Origin of the sequence: Sedimenticola selenatireducens (assembly GCF_963675335.2) — a bacterium.
In the GTDB taxonomy this organism is placed as follows: domain Bacteria; phylum Pseudomonadota; class Gammaproteobacteria; order Chromatiales; family Chromatiaceae; genus Sedimenticola; species Sedimenticola selenatireducens.
The window spans coordinates 846,061-861,961 of the sequence record NZ_CAXXYC010000004.1 but is presented as its reverse complement, the minus strand read 5'-3'; the positions used below and the strand labels follow the sequence as shown (position 1 = coordinate 861,961).

13 protein-coding genes and 1 pseudogene are annotated in these 15,901 nt (G+C 58.6%); 8 read left to right on the top strand and 6 right to left on the bottom strand.

What is annotated here, in order from left to right; all coding sequences use genetic code 11:
- The first annotated feature begins 231 nt into the window (after window positions 1-231).
- The 4 genes from rplU to proB all read left to right on the top strand — a co-directional run bounded on the left by rplU (window position 232) and on the right by proB (window position 3,127).
- Window positions 232-546, top strand: a complete 315-nt coding sequence (rplU, locus tag ACHZBF_RS15165) for a 50S ribosomal protein L21 (RefSeq protein WP_029134263.1) — start codon at window positions 232-234, stop codon at window positions 544-546.
- A 16-nt stretch (window positions 547-562) separates the two neighbouring features.
- The gene (gene rpmA / locus ACHZBF_RS15160) at window positions 563-820 is read left to right on the top strand and encodes a 50S ribosomal protein L27 (protein WP_029134262.1); all 258 of its coding nucleotides are present in this window, start codon (window positions 563-565) and stop codon (window positions 818-820) included.
- Window positions 821-911: 91 nt separating this feature from the next.
- The gene (gene cgtA / locus ACHZBF_RS15155) at window positions 912-1,988 is read left to right on the top strand and encodes an Obg family GTPase CgtA (protein ID WP_321528919.1); all 1,077 of its coding nucleotides are present in this window, start codon (window positions 912-914) and stop codon (window positions 1,986-1,988) included.
- Between the two features lie 11 nt (window positions 1,989-1,999).
- A complete protein-coding gene (gene proB / locus ACHZBF_RS15150; protein WP_321528918.1) occupies window positions 2,000-3,127 on the top strand; it encodes a glutamate 5-kinase in 1,128 nt (375 codons plus the stop codon).
- A gap of 9 nt (window positions 3,128-3,136) precedes the next feature.
- Here the strand turns inward: proB and ACHZBF_RS15145 are convergent, their stop codons facing one another.
- Window positions 3,137-6,079, bottom strand: a complete 2,943-nt coding sequence (locus tag ACHZBF_RS15145; RefSeq protein ID WP_321528917.1) for a DUF748 domain-containing protein — start codon at window positions 6,077-6,079, stop codon at window positions 3,137-3,139.
- 165 nt (window positions 6,080-6,244) lie between these two features.
- Window positions 6,245-6,505 (bottom strand): 30S ribosomal protein S20, encoded by a 261-nt coding sequence (gene rpsT / locus ACHZBF_RS15140; RefSeq protein WP_029134258.1) that lies wholly within the window; start codon window positions 6,503-6,505, stop codon window positions 6,245-6,247.
- A 236-nt stretch (window positions 6,506-6,741) separates the two neighbouring features.
- Between rpsT and murJ the strand changes: the two genes are divergently transcribed.
- The 4 genes from murJ (at window position 6,742) to lspA (ending at window position 12,785) form a co-directional block, all read left to right on the top strand.
- On the top strand, window positions 6,742-8,271 hold the full coding sequence (murJ, locus tag ACHZBF_RS15135; RefSeq protein WP_321528916.1) for a murein biosynthesis integral membrane protein MurJ: 1,530 nt from the start codon (window positions 6,742-6,744) through the stop codon (window positions 8,269-8,271).
- 108 nt (window positions 8,272-8,379) lie between these two features.
- Entirely contained in the window at window positions 8,380-9,315 is a 936-nt protein-coding gene (ribF, locus tag ACHZBF_RS15130) for a bifunctional riboflavin kinase/FAD synthetase (RefSeq protein WP_321528915.1), read from the top strand.
- A gap of 129 nt (window positions 9,316-9,444) precedes the next feature.
- Window positions 9,445-12,273 carry an isoleucine--tRNA ligase gene (ileS, locus tag ACHZBF_RS15125; RefSeq protein ID WP_321528914.1) on the top strand — a complete coding sequence of 943 codons (2,829 nt, stop codon included), beginning with the start codon at window positions 9,445-9,447 and terminating at the stop codon, window positions 12,271-12,273.
- Between the two features lie 41 nt (window positions 12,274-12,314).
- Window positions 12,315-12,785: a signal peptidase II gene (gene lspA, locus ACHZBF_RS15120; RefSeq protein WP_029134254.1), complete on the top strand. Its 471-nt coding sequence runs from the start codon at window positions 12,315-12,317 to the stop codon at window positions 12,783-12,785.
- Window positions 12,786-12,857: 72 nt separating this feature from the next.
- Here the strand turns inward: lspA and ampD are convergent, their stop codons facing one another.
- The 4 genes and pseudogenes from ampD to ACHZBF_RS15100 all read right to left on the bottom strand — a co-directional run bounded on the left by ampD (window position 12,858) and on the right by ACHZBF_RS15100 (window position 15,673).
- Window positions 12,858-13,418, bottom strand: coding sequence for a 1,6-anhydro-N-acetylmuramyl-L-alanine amidase AmpD (ampD, locus tag ACHZBF_RS15115; protein ID WP_273440755.1), 561 nt, complete (start codon window positions 13,416-13,418; stop codon window positions 12,858-12,860).
- Window positions 13,415-13,813 carry a CBS domain-containing protein gene (locus tag ACHZBF_RS15110; protein WP_029134252.1) on the bottom strand — a complete coding sequence of 133 codons (399 nt, stop codon included), beginning with the start codon at window positions 13,811-13,813 and terminating at the stop codon, window positions 13,415-13,417. Before ACHZBF_RS15110 ends, ampD begins: the two co-directional genes overlap by 4 nt.
- Window positions 13,810-14,160 carry a P-II family nitrogen regulator gene (locus ACHZBF_RS15105; protein ID WP_029134251.1) on the bottom strand — a complete coding sequence of 117 codons (351 nt, stop codon included), beginning with the start codon at window positions 14,158-14,160 and terminating at the stop codon, window positions 13,810-13,812. Before ACHZBF_RS15105 ends, ACHZBF_RS15110 begins: the two co-directional genes overlap by 4 nt.
- A pseudogene (locus ACHZBF_RS15100) lies at window positions 14,145-15,673 on the bottom strand (DUF1538 domain-containing protein). The gene ACHZBF_RS15105 and the pseudogene ACHZBF_RS15100 overlap by 16 nt, the downstream one beginning before the upstream one ends.
- Between the last annotated feature and the right edge of the window lie 228 nt (window positions 15,674-15,901).

Here is a 15,901-nt window from a genome sequence, read left to right as displayed (position 1 = left end):
GTCTTAAACTGCTTTGGTTACAGGGTATATTAGGAGTGGAGCATGCTAGGAGCCTGCCATGGTGCTGTCAAGCGTGGGGTCCACCGGTTCTTCAGGGACGCGAGCTGTTTTTGCGGTTTTTTGTGTGTGGTGATTGACCTGTGCCGCTGTCACGGGTAGAATTCCGCCTCTTTCGTTGGCGCGTTGTCTATTTGCGCGCCGAAATTAGCAGATTTTTTGCGGAGATTTGGTATGTATGCCGTAATTCAGACCGGGGGTAAACAGTACCGGGTTTCCGAGGGCGATACACTTAAAGTTGAAAAGCTGGGTGCTGAAGAAGGCGCTTCGCTCGATCTTGATAAAGTGCTGATGGTCGCCAACGGCGAAGATATTAAGATTGGCACGCCCTATGTGGCCGGTGGCAAGGTCACCGCTACGGTTAAATCCCATGGGCGGGCAAAGAAAGTGACGATCCTGAAGTTCAAGCGGCGTAAGCACCACATGAAGCGCCAGGGACATCGTCAGTGGTACACAGAACTCGAGATTACCGGAATCAGCGCAGGCTGAGGGGCAGGGTTAGGCAATGGCACATAAAAAAGCAGGCGGTAGTACACGTAACGGCCGCGATTCTGAGTCGAAGCGTCTTGGCGTGAAAGTATTTGGTGGCCAGACTATTAATGCCGGCGGCATCATTATTCGCCAGCGTGGCACAGCGGTGCACAATGGCGTTAATGTGGGTTGCGGTAAAGACCACACGCTGTTCGCTAAGGTGGACGGTGTAGTGCAGTTCGAGGTTAAAGGACCGAAAAATCGTCGCTATGTCAGCGTGATTCCGGCCTGATCGCGCCACCGCTATAGAACAAAAAAGGCCTCGTCTTATGACGGGGCTTTTTACGTTATGACGATAGATTTTTACAGCCGCGGGCACGCCCATGAAATTTGTTGATGAAGCCACGATTCGCGTAGAAGCCGGCAAGGGCGGTAACGGCGCCGTCAGCTTCCGGCGCGAGAAATATATTCCCCGGGGAGGCCCCGATGGCGGAGACGGTGGTGATGGGGGCAGCGTCTATCTGGTGGCCGACTCCGGGCTGAATACGCTGGTGGATTTTCGCCATCAGCGGCGTCACCGGGCGCACAGCGGTCAGCAGGGGATGGGGCGCAACTGTACCGGTCGCAGCGCCGAGGACCTGTTTATCAAGGTGCCGGTGGGTACCCGGGTGACCGACCTGGAGACCGAAGAACTGATAGGTGAACTGTTGAGTAACGGGCAGCGACTGCTGGTGGCCAAGGGCGGTTTTCACGGTATCGGCAATGCCCGCTTCAAGAGCAGTACCAATCGGTCGCCGCGCCAGTTTACCCCCGGCTCTATGGGTGAGGAGCGGGATATCCTGCTGGAGTTGATTCTGCTGGCGGATGTTGGCCTGCTGGGTATGCCCAATGCCGGCAAGTCCAGCCTGATCAGCAAGGTATCCAGCGCCACGCCCAAGGTGGCGGACTATCCCTTCACGACCCTGCATCCCAATCTGGGGGTGGTCAGTCTGGGTACCGGCAACAGTTTTGTGATTGCCGATATTCCCGGGGTGATCGAGGGCGCGGCCGAGGGGGCGGGGTTGGGCCTGCGGTTTCTCAAACACCTGAATCGCACCCGGCTGTTGCTGCATCTGGTGGATATGGCGCCGATGGATGACGGGGTCTCGCCCGCGCAAGAGGTGCGCCTGATCGCCTCCGAGCTGGAAAAGTATAGTGATGATCTGTATGAGCGGGAGCGCTGGCTGGTGCTGAACAAAATTGACCTGATGACGGCTGAGGAGTTTGCCGAGAAACGTGCGGTCGTGCTGGAGGAACTGGATTGGCAGGGGCCGGTCTATTCAATCTCGGCCCTGTCGGGAGAAGGGACTCGTGAGCTGATGCAGGCCCTGATGAAGCGGTTGAAGACATTGCGTGAGCAGGACGAGCCGGTTGAAGTGGTAGAGAAGGCCGAAGAGCCCTGGGATCCCCTGAAAGAGTAGTTGGCAGCAGCATGAATATGTCCCGAGAAAAATTCACGTCGGCCAAGCGCTGGGTAGTAAAGATCGGCAGCGCCCTGTTGACCGCCGATGGCAAGGGTCTGGCGCGGGAAGCGCTGTCCGGCTGGGTTGAGCAGATGTCCAGTTGGGTGCTGGCGGGCAATGAGCTGATCCTGGTCTCTTCCGGGGCTGTGGCCGAGGGAATGAGCCGCATGGGCTGGACCGCCCGGCCGACTACGCTGCATGAGTTGCAGGCGGCGGCCGCTATTGGCCAGATGGGACTGGTGCGTGCTTACGAAACCTGTTTCCAGAAGCATGGTCTGCACACCGCCCAGGTGCTGCTGACCCATGATGACCTGACCAATCGGAAACGTTACCTGAATGCCCGCAGTACCCTGCGCACCCTGATTCGCCTGGGGGTGGTGCCGGTGGTGAATGAGAACGATACCGTGGCCAATCAGGAGTTGCGCTTTGGTGATAACGACACCCTGGCGGCATTGGTGGCCAATCTGGTGGAGGCGGACCTGCTGGTGCTGCTGACAGATCAGCAGGGGCTTTATGATTGTGATCCGCGTTACAACCCCGAGGCGGTGCTGATCGACGAGAGCCGGGTCGATGATCCCATGCTGGATCAGGTGGCCGGCGGAAGTTCCGGTCTGCTTGGGCAGGGTGGCATGGTGACCAAGGTGCGGGCCGCCCGGCTGGCCGCACGTTCGGGCACCGCCACCATAATCGCCCCTGGGGTGGGGGATAAGGTATTGACCCGGATTGCCGCTGGGGAGCCGGTCGGCACGTTATTATTGCCGGTACAGGAGGCGGAGGCGGCACGCAAGCGCTGGCTGGCCGGCCACCTTCAGGTGCGTGGACGCCTGGTGGTGGATGCCGGTGCGGTGCGTGTGTTACGGGAGTCCGGCCGCAGCCTGCTGGCGGTTGGCGTAAAACAGGTGATCGGCAAATTCTCTCGCGGTGAAATGGTGGTCTGTGTCGATGAGCAGGGGCGGGAGATTGCCCGGGGCCTGGTCAACTACAACTCAACAGAGAGTGATCGCATAAAGGGAGTTGCCTCCGGTCGCATCCAGGAGATTCTGGGGTATGTGGATGAGGAAGAGCTGATTCACCGCGATAACCTGGTCCTGGTCTGATCCATCTTGTCAAATCAGCAGGTCGACCCTCGGTGCGGCCTTCTCCGCTGTTTTCTCTATCCGCGGCTGACAACTGACCAGGCGCTCTGTCTTGGTCTGGTGGGTGTTTGACAGATAGCGCTCAATGCTCGTAGCGCGGTCAACGGCCAATTGGTTGAGTTGTTGGTCACTGATTTCGATCGTGGGTGGTGGTGCAGGGGGTGGCTGTTTTCGGCTGCTCTCTGATCGGTTCTTCTCTTTTTCCGTTGCCGCTTCCAGGCGCTGGCGCTCGGCCTGCCGCAGGGCCTCGATATCGGTCGTCGCCGAGACGCCGCACAGTCGAATATATATCTCCGGGCGATCATTCAAGAGTTGGGCTATCTTGGTCAGATATTCATGCTGGTCGGGATTTAACTGGCTGGAGCCAGGGTCGAACGGTATGGGGTCCAACTGAATCTTCGCTGCCGCGTCCCCGGCCAGTTCCACCAGGGTAAGTAGGGTGCCGAAAGGAAACAGGGCAGTTGCCAGGTAGGTTCTGGCACCCTTCTTCATGGCTCTCCCGATCGCCTGGTTGATGGCGTCACTCGGGTCGACCTGGATGTTATCGATAGCGCCGCTGACCGGCAGGTTCAGCTTGATCTGACTGTTCTTGTCTTTGAGCATGCCGAGGGCGGTTTCCAGTGGAATGCTTAACTGCTGTTGCAGTGCTGCCATCTTTTCAGAATTGAGCGGCTCCACCTGCAGCTGGTTGAGGACCAGATCGCTGCTGCCGTCAATCTGTCCCGCCTTTGCCGTAAATTGAATGTCGCTGTTGGCCTTGCCGCTCTGAAGCCGGTAGCCCATCAACGGAATGGTATAGGCGGAGAGCGGGGGCAATTCCAGTCCCTCGATACGGCCCTTGAGTGTAAAGGTGGGTTCTGCTGCGAACAGTGCCAGGTCGCCGTTCAGCTCCAGGATGGAGCTTTTGTCCAATATACCCTTGAGCTGAAAAGTGGCGGGTGTGTCTGCCGGGGTATTGGTGATGCCATTCATGCGGAACAGCTCGGGTTTGAGGCGCAGATGATAGACGGGGTCGGTAGTGCGATCCTCAAAACCGAGCAGGCTGTCACCGTCGAGGGTGAGTTGATCGATCATGACCGGCAGGGGTTGGTCCGATGATTCTCGAGCTGTCTCGCTGTTATTCTCGATTAGTCGCCGGATGGCATCGGCCAGTTGCTGGAGGTTAAGGCTTTTGTCCGGCTGGCGAATCAGCGCTTGTTTCAGGCCGGTGGTCTCGATCTTGTTGATCCGCAGTCCATTGCTAATGGAGTAGCCGGGTTGCTGAATTTGCATGCCTTCCAGGGTGAGCATGGCCGGGTTGTCCCTGCCGGTATCCGCTAATCCCGCCCCGGCACTGATCGATCGGACATCGATCAGTGCCGCCGTCACCGCATTTTTATCGTCGCCGGCCAGACGGTCGATACGGAGAGATTCGATGGAAAGCAGTTGCAGTTTGGCGTGGCTATCGATCGCCTCAAAACCCGTGGCCGTGAGGTCGCCGGATGGTTTAATGCGGTTTCCATGCTGATCCTGCTCGAGCTCCAGTCCGCCCTGCCAGGTGAGATTCTGCAGCGCTATCGTGGCCTGGTCTCCCGATGATTTCAGCTGTAGTGGGCCATCTTCCAGGGAGCCTTCAAGGGCAAGGGTGGTCAGGGCTTCCTGCCGGTTGAGCTGTACGGTGCCCTCCCAGTTCAGAGATTCGTTGATCAGTTCCCGGGTTGGTGTAGTGAGACTGATCCCCGCCAGTTTCAATCCGCCTGGCAATCGGGTCGACAAATCCTCCCCCGACAGTGTGAGGGTGGCGTTTTCCAGTGACAGCCCGATTTGTTCCATGGCTGAGCGGCTGTCCGCCAGGCCAATTTCCGGCGCCTGGATATTGAGGCGGCTGTTGCTGCTGATGTTCTGTGTGGAAGCCGTTGAGTGAAGCTTCAGATCACCTTGCCACTCCAGCGCTCTATGATGGTAGTCGTTATCCCCGTCCTTTGAGTTGAAGCGGACTTCCGCCGAAGTAAGGCTGCCGTTGAGTAAAAGGGTATCGGTGTCGTGGCTAAGGCGACCTTTCCAGGAGAGTTGGTCGCCGGTTATCACCTGACCCTGGTAATTGACCTGATAGCTGGCCAGGTTGAGAGCGCCGTTATGGGTGATCCGGGGAGTGCCTGATTGCCGGGTCAGCAGGGAAATGTCGCCATTCATGCTCAGCTTCCCCTTCAGCAGCTCAAGCTGCGGCTCCGCCAGCTTGGCGTAGGTGTCGAGTACCAGCGACTGAATCTGTATATCGCCCTTGAAGGAGGGATGGTCGGCGAATGGGGTGAATCCCCCGTTAAGCTTGACCGGTGCCTGGTCGATGCTGCCCTGCAGCTCCACTTGGGCAATGCCCGCCTTATTGTCCGAGGCAATGTCGGTGAGGCTCAGTCTTTCGATCTGGACTTGAGTGGAGAGCTTGGCGCCCTGGTAGTCGATCACCACATTGCTAAGGCCGATGCGATTCAGCCTGACGGCCCAGGGTGTCGCTTCTGTCGGTTCCTTTTTTACGGGTGCGGAAAACTGCATCCCGCCAATCTGCAGTTGGCTATCGGTGCCGTTCTGGATCAGTTTCAGCACCACGCCCGACAGATCCATGCCGGTAATGACCACTTGTTTATTGAAGAGTGGACGCCAGGCCAGTTGCAGGTCAAGTCTGGGCAGGGTGAGTTTGTTTTTGCCCTGATTGGTTACCTTCAGATCATCCAGTCTGAGGGTGGCGGAAAAGGGATTGAAGTCGACATTGGCGACCGACACCTGTTCGCCGCCGTGCTGTTTGATCCATTGTGTGAGTCCGTAATCGATGCCAAGCGGCAGCAGGGAGAGGGTGGTGGTAACGAGGATCAGCAGGATTGACAGAATGATGAAAAGGCGATGGCGGCGTTTTTTGCTACTGCCCGGTGCTGCTGCCATGTTGGTTCATCCCTCTGCTGATGGTCTGATGCGTTGAACGGGGAAGTATAACTCAAGCGGATCGGTTGTTTTACCGATGCCGTTTTGTTGCCGGGATAGGGTTTTGTTACAGGCAGAAAAAAACCGGCTTTTGGCCGGTTTCTCTTGATGCACAGGCGCTACTGTTTACAGCGATTTGATCTGTGCATTCAGGCGGCTTTTATGACGGGCAGCCTTGTTCTTGTGGATAAGGCCGGTGTTTGCCGCACGGTCGATCACCGGTACCGCCTGTTGGTAAGCTTCGGTAGCCTTTTCCTTATCGCCAGTCGCCAATGCCTTCACTACGTTTTTCAGGTAGGTACGCATGTTGCTGCGACGCGACGCGTTGTTCTGGCGATGCTGTTCGGCCTGACGCGCACGTTTGCGGGCTTGTGGTGAGTTGGCCAAGGTCTGTCTCCAAAAAATTCAGTAAATGAGTATCTCGTTAAAGAGCGCGGTATTCTGGGGGCTGGGTAGCCGTTTGTCAACAGCTAATTGTCGGTATTGTGCCTGTTCCGGTGAGGTGACACCGTCAGCAGGTGAGGTGGGGGATTCTAACGGATTCCCCTGAAAATAGGGTATAAAAAGCCTATAATCCGCCCTTTGGCCGCTGGCAGCGGCATTTACAGGTAGCACTCAATCGCATGTTCAGATCACTGGCCAAGGTGGGCTCCAATACCCTGCTGTCGAGGATTCTCGGGTTTGTCCGTGATCTGGTGGTGGCGCATACCTTTGGTGCCAATGCCGGAACCGATGCCTTTTTTGTCGCCTTCAAGATCCCCAATTTTCTGCGCCGCCTGTTCGCCGAGGGGGCCTTTGCGGTGGCTTTTGTGCCGGTGCTTACTGAATATAAGGAACGCCGCAGTTTTGCGGAGCTGAAGCGTTTTGTTGATCACGTCGCCGGTACCCTGGGAGCGGTGCTGCTGGCGGTCACTCTGGCGGGGGTGCTGGGAGCGCCGGTACTGGCGATGATCTTTGCGCCGGGGTTCATCGGCTCGGCGGGCAAGCTGGACCTGGCCGTGGATATGTTGCGGCTTACCTTTCCCTATCTGCTGTTCATCTCCCTGACCGCTTTTGCCGGTGGTATTCTAAATGCCCACGGCCGGTTTGGTATTCCTGCCTTTACCCCGGTTTTGCTCAATGTATCGCTGATCAGTTCTGCCCTCTGGCTGGCGCCGCAGATGGATCGTCCGATCATGGCGCTGGCCTGGGGTGTGCTGCTTGCCGGTATCCTGCAACTGCTGTTTCAGTTCCCCTTTCTGCGCCGGATCCGGCTGCTGCCGCGGTTTGTGTTTGCGCCAAAAGATGACGGTGTGCGGCGCATCGGCCGGCTGATGCTGCCGGCACTGTTCGGAGTCTCGGTGACCCAGCTCAATCTGCTGCTGGATACCCTGATCGCCTCGTTTCTGGTCTCCGGCAGCATCTCCTGGCTCTACTACTCCGACCGGTTGATGGAGTTTCCCCTGGGCATTCTGGGGGTGGGGCTGGCTACGGTGATACTGCCCAATCTGTCGAAAAAACACGCCACGGAGTCACCTGAGGGCTTCTCGCATGTGGTCGACTGGGCTTTGCGCTGGGGACTGTTGCTGGGGCTTCCCTCGGCGGTGGGGTTGTTTGTGCTGGCCGGGCCGATGATCGCCACCCTGTTCCAGTCGGAGCTGTTTGATGCCACCGATGTGGCCATGTCGCGGCAGAGCCTGATGGCCTATTCGCTGGGACTGCTCTCCTTTATCCTGATCAAGGTGCTGGCACCGGGTTACTACTCCCGGCAGGACACCCGTACACCGGTGCGTATCGCGGTGATCGCCATGGTGGCCAATATGGTGATGAATATTATCCTGGTATTCCCCCTGGCCCATGCCGGGCTGGCGCTGGCCACCTCGCTCTCCGCCACCCTCAATGCGTTTTTGCTGTATCGCGGGTTACGCCGGGAAGGGGTCTACCAGCCGGAGGCTGGCTGGCCGCTGCTGATCCTGCGGGGTGTCCTCGCCTCGGCCGTGATGGGTGGGCTGCTCTATTGGGGGGTGGGTGACCTCGCCTCCTGGCTGGGGGGGGCGACCTGGGACAAGGTGTGGCGCCTGCTGCTCTGGGTGTTGGCGGGTGTCGGCAGTTACTTTGCCGCATTGGCGCTGCTGGGCATCGGACCGCGCCATTTTCGCAACAGTGCCTCCTGAGTTGGGTGTGGGTTACGGATTGCGCCGATGGGTCCGATGCAGGAACAGGGACTTGTGATAAAACATTGCCTATAATGCAGCGTTTTGGACTCTATTGAGCAGGCTTCGATGCAGGTTATCCGCGGTCTCCACAATCTGCGCGCTGAACACCGGGGCTGTGTCGCCACAATCGGTAATTTTGATGGTGTGCATCTCGGGCATCAGGCGGTGTTCCGGAATCTCCGGGAGCGGGCGGCCGCGTTCGGTCTGCCGACCACGGTTGTCACTTTTGAGCCACAGCCGCAGGAGTTCTTCGCACCGGATGCCGCGCCGGCACGACTGACCCGGATGCGGGAGAAGTTGCAGGCCCTCAAGGATGCCGGGATCGATCGGGTGGTGCTGCTGGAGTTTGGCCGGAAACTCGCCTCCATGTCGGCCCGGCAGTTTGTCCAGCAACTGCTGGTCGACGGGCTGGATGTGAAGTTCCTCTATGTCGGGGACGATTTCCGTTTTGGCCGCGGTCGGGTGGGTGATATCAATCTGCTGCGCCAGGTGGGTGAGGCTAACGGCTTTGAAGTGGCCAACATGAATACCTTTATGGATGGTGAGGCGCGGGTCAGCAGCACGCGTATCCGTGAGGCGCTGGCGCAGGGAAACCTGGATTTGGCCGAACGTAACCTGGGCCGTCCCTACCAGATCTGCGGCCGGGTGGCCCATGGTGACGCCCGGGGCCGGACCATCGGTTTTCCCACCGCCAATATCGATCTGCACCGCAAGGTGAGTCCGGTACATGGCGTGTTTGCGGTGATGGTGCATGGGCTGGCCGAGGGCTCGCTGCCCGGGGTGGCCAATATCGGCAATCGTCCGACAGTAACGGGTGATTCCCGTTATCTGCTGGAAGTGCACCTGTTTGATTTCTCACGCGTCATTTACGGTGAGCATGTGGGGGTGGAATTCCGTAAGTGGCTGCGGGATGAGCGGCGTTTTGAATCGTTTGATGCCCTGCGTCAGCAGATCGAACGGGACGCCGCGCAGGCCCGGGCTTTTTTTGGCATTGATAAGTAAGTGAATCGGATTTAAATCAGTGGTGTAATTGCCACAGCAGCATCGCCATTGAACGATTCGGCGATAACCACCGGAAATTTTACCAGACAGATCGCGCGGCCGGATTCGGCGGCGACAAGGCATTCGATAGTGACTGATTATAAAAGTACCCTGAACCTCCCCAAAACCGGATTTCCCATGAAGGCCAACCTGGCCAATCGTGAGCCCGAGATGCTCAAGCGCTGGGAGGCGATGGGGCTGTATCACAAAATTCGCGAAACCTTCGCCGGCCGCCCCCAGTTCATACTGCATGACGGCCCCCCCTACGCCAACGGCGAGATCCATATTGGCCATGCGGTCAATAAGGTATTGAAGGATATCATTGTCAAGAGCCATACCCTGGATGGCATGGATTCCCCCTATGTACCGGGTTGGGATTGTCACGGCTTGCCGATCGAACTCCAGGTCGAGAAGAAAGTGGGCAAGCCCGGCGGCAAGGTGACGGCGGCCCAGTTTCGTGTCGCCTGTCGCGAGTACGCCGGCAAGCAGGTGGACAGACAGCGTACCGATTTCAAGCGCTTGGGCGTGGTGGGTGATTGGGAGAATCCCTATCTGACCATGGCCTTTCAAACCGAGGCCGATATTGTGCGGGCGCTGGGGCGCATTGTCGAGAACGGCCACGTGCACAAGGGCTCCAAGCCGGTGCACTGGTGTACCGACTGCCGCTCGGCGCTGGCGGAAGCCGAGGTGGAGTACAAGGACAAGGAGTCGTTCGCCATTGATGTGCGCTTCGAGGTGCTGAATCCCGAGACTCTGATGGCCAGCTGCCACTCGGTGCCGGGCGGTCACGGTGACGGACCATTGTCGCTGGTTATCTGGACCACTACTCCCTGGACCCTGCCGGCCAACCAGGCGGTGGCACTGAATCCGGCGCTGGATTATGTGGTGGTGCAGGCGAATGGCCCACACGGCCGGGAGCGCCTGATCCTGGCTGAGGGGATGCTCAAGGACAGCATGCTGCGCTGGGGTATCGAGGATTACAAGGTGATTGCCTACGGTCGCGGCGACGCCTTTGAGGGCCTGAGGCTCAAGCACTGTTTTTATGATCGCATTGTGCCGGTGATCCTTGGCGAACATGTGACCCTGGAAGCCGGTACCGGTGCGGTGCATACGGCGCCCGGACACGGCCTGGATGATTATATCGTTGGCCAGCGCTATGGGCTGGACGTGGATAATCCGGTGGGGGGGGACGGCCGCTTTGTCGAGGGAACCCCGCTGTTTGCCGGTGAGCATGTGTTCAACGCCAATGAAAAGGTGATCGAGGTGTTGAAGTCCCGGGGCGCCCTGGTGCAGGAGGCGCGGCTGGCCCACAGCTATCCGCACTGCTGGCGCCACAAGACGCCCATTATCTTCCGTGCCACGCCCCAGTGGTTTATCAGCATGGAACAGAAGGGCTTGCGCCAGACCGCGCTGGCGGAGATCGACAAGGTGACCTTCACGCCCGACTGGGGACGTGCCCGGATCGAGGGCATGGTGGCGGGGCGGCCCGACTGGTGTATCTCCCGGCAGCGTACCTGGGGCGTGCCGATCACCCTGTTCGTGCACAAGGCGACCGGTGATCTGCATCCGGATACCCCGGGCTTGATCGAGCAGGTGGCAAAGCGGATCGAAGAACAGGGTATCGAGGCCTGGTTCGCCCTGGATCCGGAAGAGCTGCTGGGTGAACAGGCAAAGGATTATGACAAGGTGCAGGATACCCTGGATGTCTGGTTTGACTCCGGCGTGACCCATTTTGCCGTGCTGGAACCCCGCCAGGAGTTGCGTTATCCGGCAGACCTCTATCTGGAAGGTTCCGACCAGCATCGTGGCTGGTTCCAGTCATCACTGCTGACTTCGGTGGCGATCCACGATCGGGCGCCCTATGCCGGTGTGCTGACCCACGGCTTTACCGTGGACGCCAAGGGGCACAAGATGTCCAAATCCCTCGGCAATACGGTCAGTCCCCAGGATGTGATGAAACAACTGGGCGCCGATATTATTCGACTCTGGGTGGCGGCGACCGATTACCGCGGCGAGATGACCGTTTCCGACGAGATCCTGAAACGCACCGCTGACGCCTACCGGCGTATCCGCAACACCTCGCGCTTCCTGTTGGCCAATCTGAACGGCTTCGATCCGGCAACCGATATGCTGGCGCCGGGAGAGATGGTGGAACTGGATCGCTGGGTGGTGGATCGGGCGCTGCAGTTGCAGCAGGAGATCATCGAGGCCTACAAGGGGTATCAGTTCCATCTGATCATCCAGAAGATCCACAACTTCTGCGGACCCGAGATGGGGGGTGTCTATCTCGATATTATCAAGGACCGCCAGTACACCACCCAGGCCGACAGCCGTGCCCGCCGCTCCTGTCAGACCGCTATTTATCATGTGATGGAGGCGATGGTGCGCTGGCTGGCACCGATACTCAGCTTTACCGCCGATGAGATCTGGCCGTTTATCCCCGGCCAACGCAGTGAAACGGTGTTTATCGAAACCTGGTACGAGGGGCTGTTTGCACTTGATCAGGGGGACAGCTTCGACCGCGAATTCTGGGGTCGGGTTATCGCCATTCGCACGGCGATCGGCAAACAACTGGAGCAATTGCGGGCCGCTGGTGTGATCGGCTCCTCCCTGGACGCCGAGCTGGATCTCTACTGTGACGATCAGGCACGCGCCGACCTGGACAAGCTGGAGGATGAGTTACGTTTTGTGATGATCACCTCTTACGCGCGGGTCCATAGCCTGGCGGAGAAGCCGGATGAGGCGGTGCAGACCGATCTTCCCGGCCTGTACCTGTTGGCGCGCGCCTCTGAGTACGCGAAGTGCGGACGCTGCTGGCACCACCGTGAGGACGTGGGTAGTCATGCGGCACACCCGACCCTCTGCGGGCGCTGTGTGGAGAATGTGGACGGCAAGGGTGAGATCAGGCGGATTGCCTGACCCTGTAACACGACGGAACAGGCAGCAGTAGGGGCGGATCTATGCATCGTTGGCTCTGGCTATCACTGGTAATCGTGGCACTGGATCAGGTCAGCAAGCAGCTGGTTGAGTCCAGCCTGATGGTCTATGAAACCATCCCGCTGTTGCCATTTTTTAATCTGACCCTGGCCTATAACGAGGGCGCTGCGTTCAGTTTTCTGAGCGATCAGGGGGGCTGGCAGCGCTGGTTTTTTGCCCTGGTGGCCGCCGTGGTCGTCATAGTGCTGGTGGTCTGGCTGTCGCGGCTGAAACATGAGCGGTTGTTGGCCGTTTCACTCAGCCTGGTGATCGGCGGGGCGCTGGGAAATCTGCTGGACCGGTTGTTGATCGGTCATGTTATCGATTTCCTGGATTTCTTCTACCACACCTATCACTGGCCGGCGTTCAATGTGGCGGATATCGCCATCACCCTGGGGGTGGTGCTGATGTTTGTCGACGCCTTGGTCGGGCGCAAGGTTGATTCGAAAGCATAGCCGGTCCGTGTCGGCGCCCGTCCCGATATTGTAGGGTGGATGCGCCTACCGGCTTATCCACCCTGCGCAACTTCACCCTTCACCTTTCACAAGCAGCCGTTTCAGGTGTTGCCAGTCGAAGGCCGGTCCCGGGTCGGTCTTGCGGCCCGGGGCGATGTCGCAGTGCCCGGCGATCCGCGTATCCGTGATCGCCGGGTAGTGCTGCTGAATCTCCCGGATGGTCTCGGCCAGTACCCGGTATTGCGCGTCGGTATAGGGCGTGTCGTCACTCCCTTCCAGCTCGATGCCGATGGAAAAGTCGTTGCAGCACTCCCGCCCGGCAAAGCATGACTGGCCCGCGTGCCAGGCGCGCCGGTGCAGCGGGACATATTGCACCCGTTCACCGTCCCGGCGGATCAGCAGATGCGAGGAGACCCGCATTTGATGGATCTGGGCAAAGTAGGGATGCTCGTCCGGGGGGAGCTGGTTAAGGAACAGCCGGTCGATCCAGGGGCCGCCGTACTGGTCCGGCGGCAGGCTGATGCCGTGAATCACCAGCAGATCAACTGCGCAGGAGTCGGGCCGCTCATCCTGATTGGGTGAGGGACATCGGCGTGCCGATTCCAGCCAGCCGGACCAGACTGCAGGATTCATTTTTTGATACCCTTTACCACCATGTCGGAGAAGCTGACCACTCCCAGGATCTCGCCTTTGCTGATTACCGGGGCGCGTGACAGGTGCAGGCGGTCGAACAGCCGGGCGCAGTAGCGGATATCCATGTCAGGTTCGACGGAAATCACCGGTTTGGTCATTATTTCATAGATATTGACCCTGGATGGCGGGCGATCCCTGGCCAGCACCTTTCTCGCGATATCGGAAAACATGACAATGCCGTAGGCGTCGTTCTCGTCCCGCTTGTTGACCACCAGGGTCTTGGTCTCGACGTGATCCATCTTCCGTAATGCGGCCTCGACCGTGTCCATGCCATCCACGGTATCCACGTTCTGTTTCATGACATCCCGGACACGGATGATCTCATGTTTGCTCACAGCTCGTCCTCCACGACGCGGGTCAGTTGCCTGATCTGATGACTGACCCCGACAGCATCCTCAACATCGATCTGGAAGGCGATACCGGTGCCGGGCTTGTCATCGAACTCACCGACCTCGGCAATGGTTTCCAGAATGCTGCGGCTCAAATGCTCCTCAACCAGAAACAGCACCATGTCGCGCTGTACTTCCAGGCTCAGGCCGAAAAAGGTCTTGCTCTTCTGCAGTCCCTCGCCCCGGGCCTGGTTGATCACGGTGGAACCTGTGGCGCCGGCATTTCTGGCGGCATCGACCACAATATTGGTCTTGCTGTCTTCAATCAGTGCAATGATCAGTTTGAAATGCATTGTTCTTCCTTCGCTCGGGTTGCTCTTGCCCGTCGGGCAAGCCATTCACTAAGTTGTGCATAGCCCATGACGCTCATGATAGGAAACAGGCTGGCAAAGGCGATCAGCCCGAATCCATCCAGCATGGGATTGCGCCCGGGGATCGTACTTGAGAGACCCAGCCCCAGGGCCGCGACCAGCGGTACGGTTACGGTGGAGGTGGTGACGCCACCCGAATCATAAGCCAGGGCGATAATCGCCTTGGGGCAGTATAGGGTCTGGATCAGCACCACAACATAGCCGGTAATGATGTAGTAGTGCAGCGGGGTGCCGGTAACGATGCGATAGGCCCCAAGGGCAATGCCGATCGCCACTCCCAGTGCCACCGCAATGCGCAGGCCCCAGGTACCCACCGCGCCGCCGGAGACCTGATTGGCCTTGATTGCCACCGCGATCAGGGAGGGCTCGGCGATGGTGGTGGAGAGGCCGATGGCAAAGGCAAACAGGTAGACCCAGAGATAGTGCTGCCAGTTATTGCTGAGTTCATCTGCCGTCTGGCTGATACCGAGGAATTCGGGTGCCGTGAGTTGTGCCGCCATCAACTTGCCAAGGGGAAAGAGCGCCTCTTCCAGTCCCTGGAGAAAAAAGGCAAGGCCAAGCAGGACCAGCAGGAAGCCGACCAGCACCTGTCCGAGGTGATTTACCCGTTTGCGCAGTACGAATAGCTGAAATCCGAACAGGATGGCTGCAATCGGCAGCACATCGGTAATGGTTGAAGTCAGTGTGCCGAGGAAATCAGATAGCCAGTTCATCACAGTAGCATTCCATAGCCCATGACAAAGATCATCGGGGTGAGTGAGGCGAAGGCGATCAGGCCGAAACCATCGGTCATAGGGTTGCGGCCGCGGATACTGCTGGCCAGCCCGACGCCCAGCGCAGTTACCAGGGGGACGGTGATGGTGGAGGTGGTGACCCCGCCCGAATCATAGGCAATGCCGATGATTTCGGGCGGGGCGAAGACGGTCATGATCACTACCCCGGCATAGCCGCCCATGATCAGATACTGTACTGGCCATCCCTTGATGATACGAATGACCCCAACCACAATGGCCAGTCCCACGGATACCGCCACGGTCAGGCGAAGACCGTCGGCATAGCGCTGCATCTCCGGTTCACTCTGGGCAATCATCCCGCCGATTGCGGCTACCCGGGCGGCCTCGTCAGAGATGGCGATCAGGGCGGGTTCGGCTACCGTGGTGCCGAATCCCAGTGCGAAAGCAAACAGCGTGAGCCAGAGGATACTGCCCTTGGAGGCGAAATCATGGGCCATCGATTCGCCGATCGGAAACAGGCCCATTTTCAAGCCCTGCACGAACAGGGTCAGGCCTATCACCACCTGCAGGGTGCCAAACAGCAGATTGCCCAGGTCGGGGATTGGTTGCCTGAACACCAGTAACTGGAAAAAAGCAATAACGACTACAATGGGTAGTAGGTCACGGATACTCTCCGCCAGGGCCTTGCTGAAATGCCGCATGAGTCTGTTCACGCGGTAACAATACACGACGGACAAATTGATGTTAATCGGATGTGTGGATTGTTTTACGCCGGGCCATTATCTTGAGTTTGTTGATGAAGGCATGCAAAGTGTAGTGAATGGCGGTGCTAATTGGGAGCTGGGTCACGTTTTTGCGTGACATTTTTTTGACTTATGGGTAATTGTGACGCTTCTCACGACAGCTTACGCGGGTGGCGTCCAGACTCC

What these genes read in the sequence shown, in the direction of transcription:
- murJ (WP_321528916.1), top strand. Translation starts at nt 6,742, where the DNA reads ATGTTCAGATCACTGGCCAAGGTGGGCTCCAATACCCTGCTGTCGAGG.
- rpmA (WP_029134262.1), top strand. Translation starts at nt 563, where the DNA reads ATGGCACATAAAAAAGCAGGCGGTAGTACACGTAACGGCCGCGATTCT.
- lspA (WP_029134254.1), top strand. Translation starts at nt 12,315, where the DNA reads ATGCATCGTTGGCTCTGGCTATCACTGGTAATCGTGGCACTGGATCAG.
- ACHZBF_RS15145 (WP_321528917.1), bottom strand. Translation starts at nt 6,079, where the DNA reads ATGGCAGCAGCACCGGGCAGTAGCAAAAAACGCCGCCATCGCCTTTTC.
- proB (WP_321528918.1), top strand. Translation starts at nt 2,000, where the DNA reads ATGAATATGTCCCGAGAAAAATTCACGTCGGCCAAGCGCTGGGTAGTA.
- ACHZBF_RS15105 (WP_029134251.1), bottom strand. Translation starts at nt 14,160, where the DNA reads ATGCATTTCAAACTGATCATTGCACTGATTGAAGACAGCAAGACCAAT.
- ampD (WP_273440755.1), bottom strand. Translation starts at nt 13,418, where the DNA reads ATGAATCCTGCAGTCTGGTCCGGCTGGCTGGAATCGGCACGCCGATGT.
- rplU (WP_029134263.1), top strand. Translation starts at nt 232, where the DNA reads ATGTATGCCGTAATTCAGACCGGGGGTAAACAGTACCGGGTTTCCGAG.
- cgtA (WP_321528919.1), top strand. Translation starts at nt 912, where the DNA reads ATGAAATTTGTTGATGAAGCCACGATTCGCGTAGAAGCCGGCAAGGGC.
- ribF (WP_321528915.1), top strand. Translation starts at nt 8,380, where the DNA reads ATGCAGGTTATCCGCGGTCTCCACAATCTGCGCGCTGAACACCGGGGC.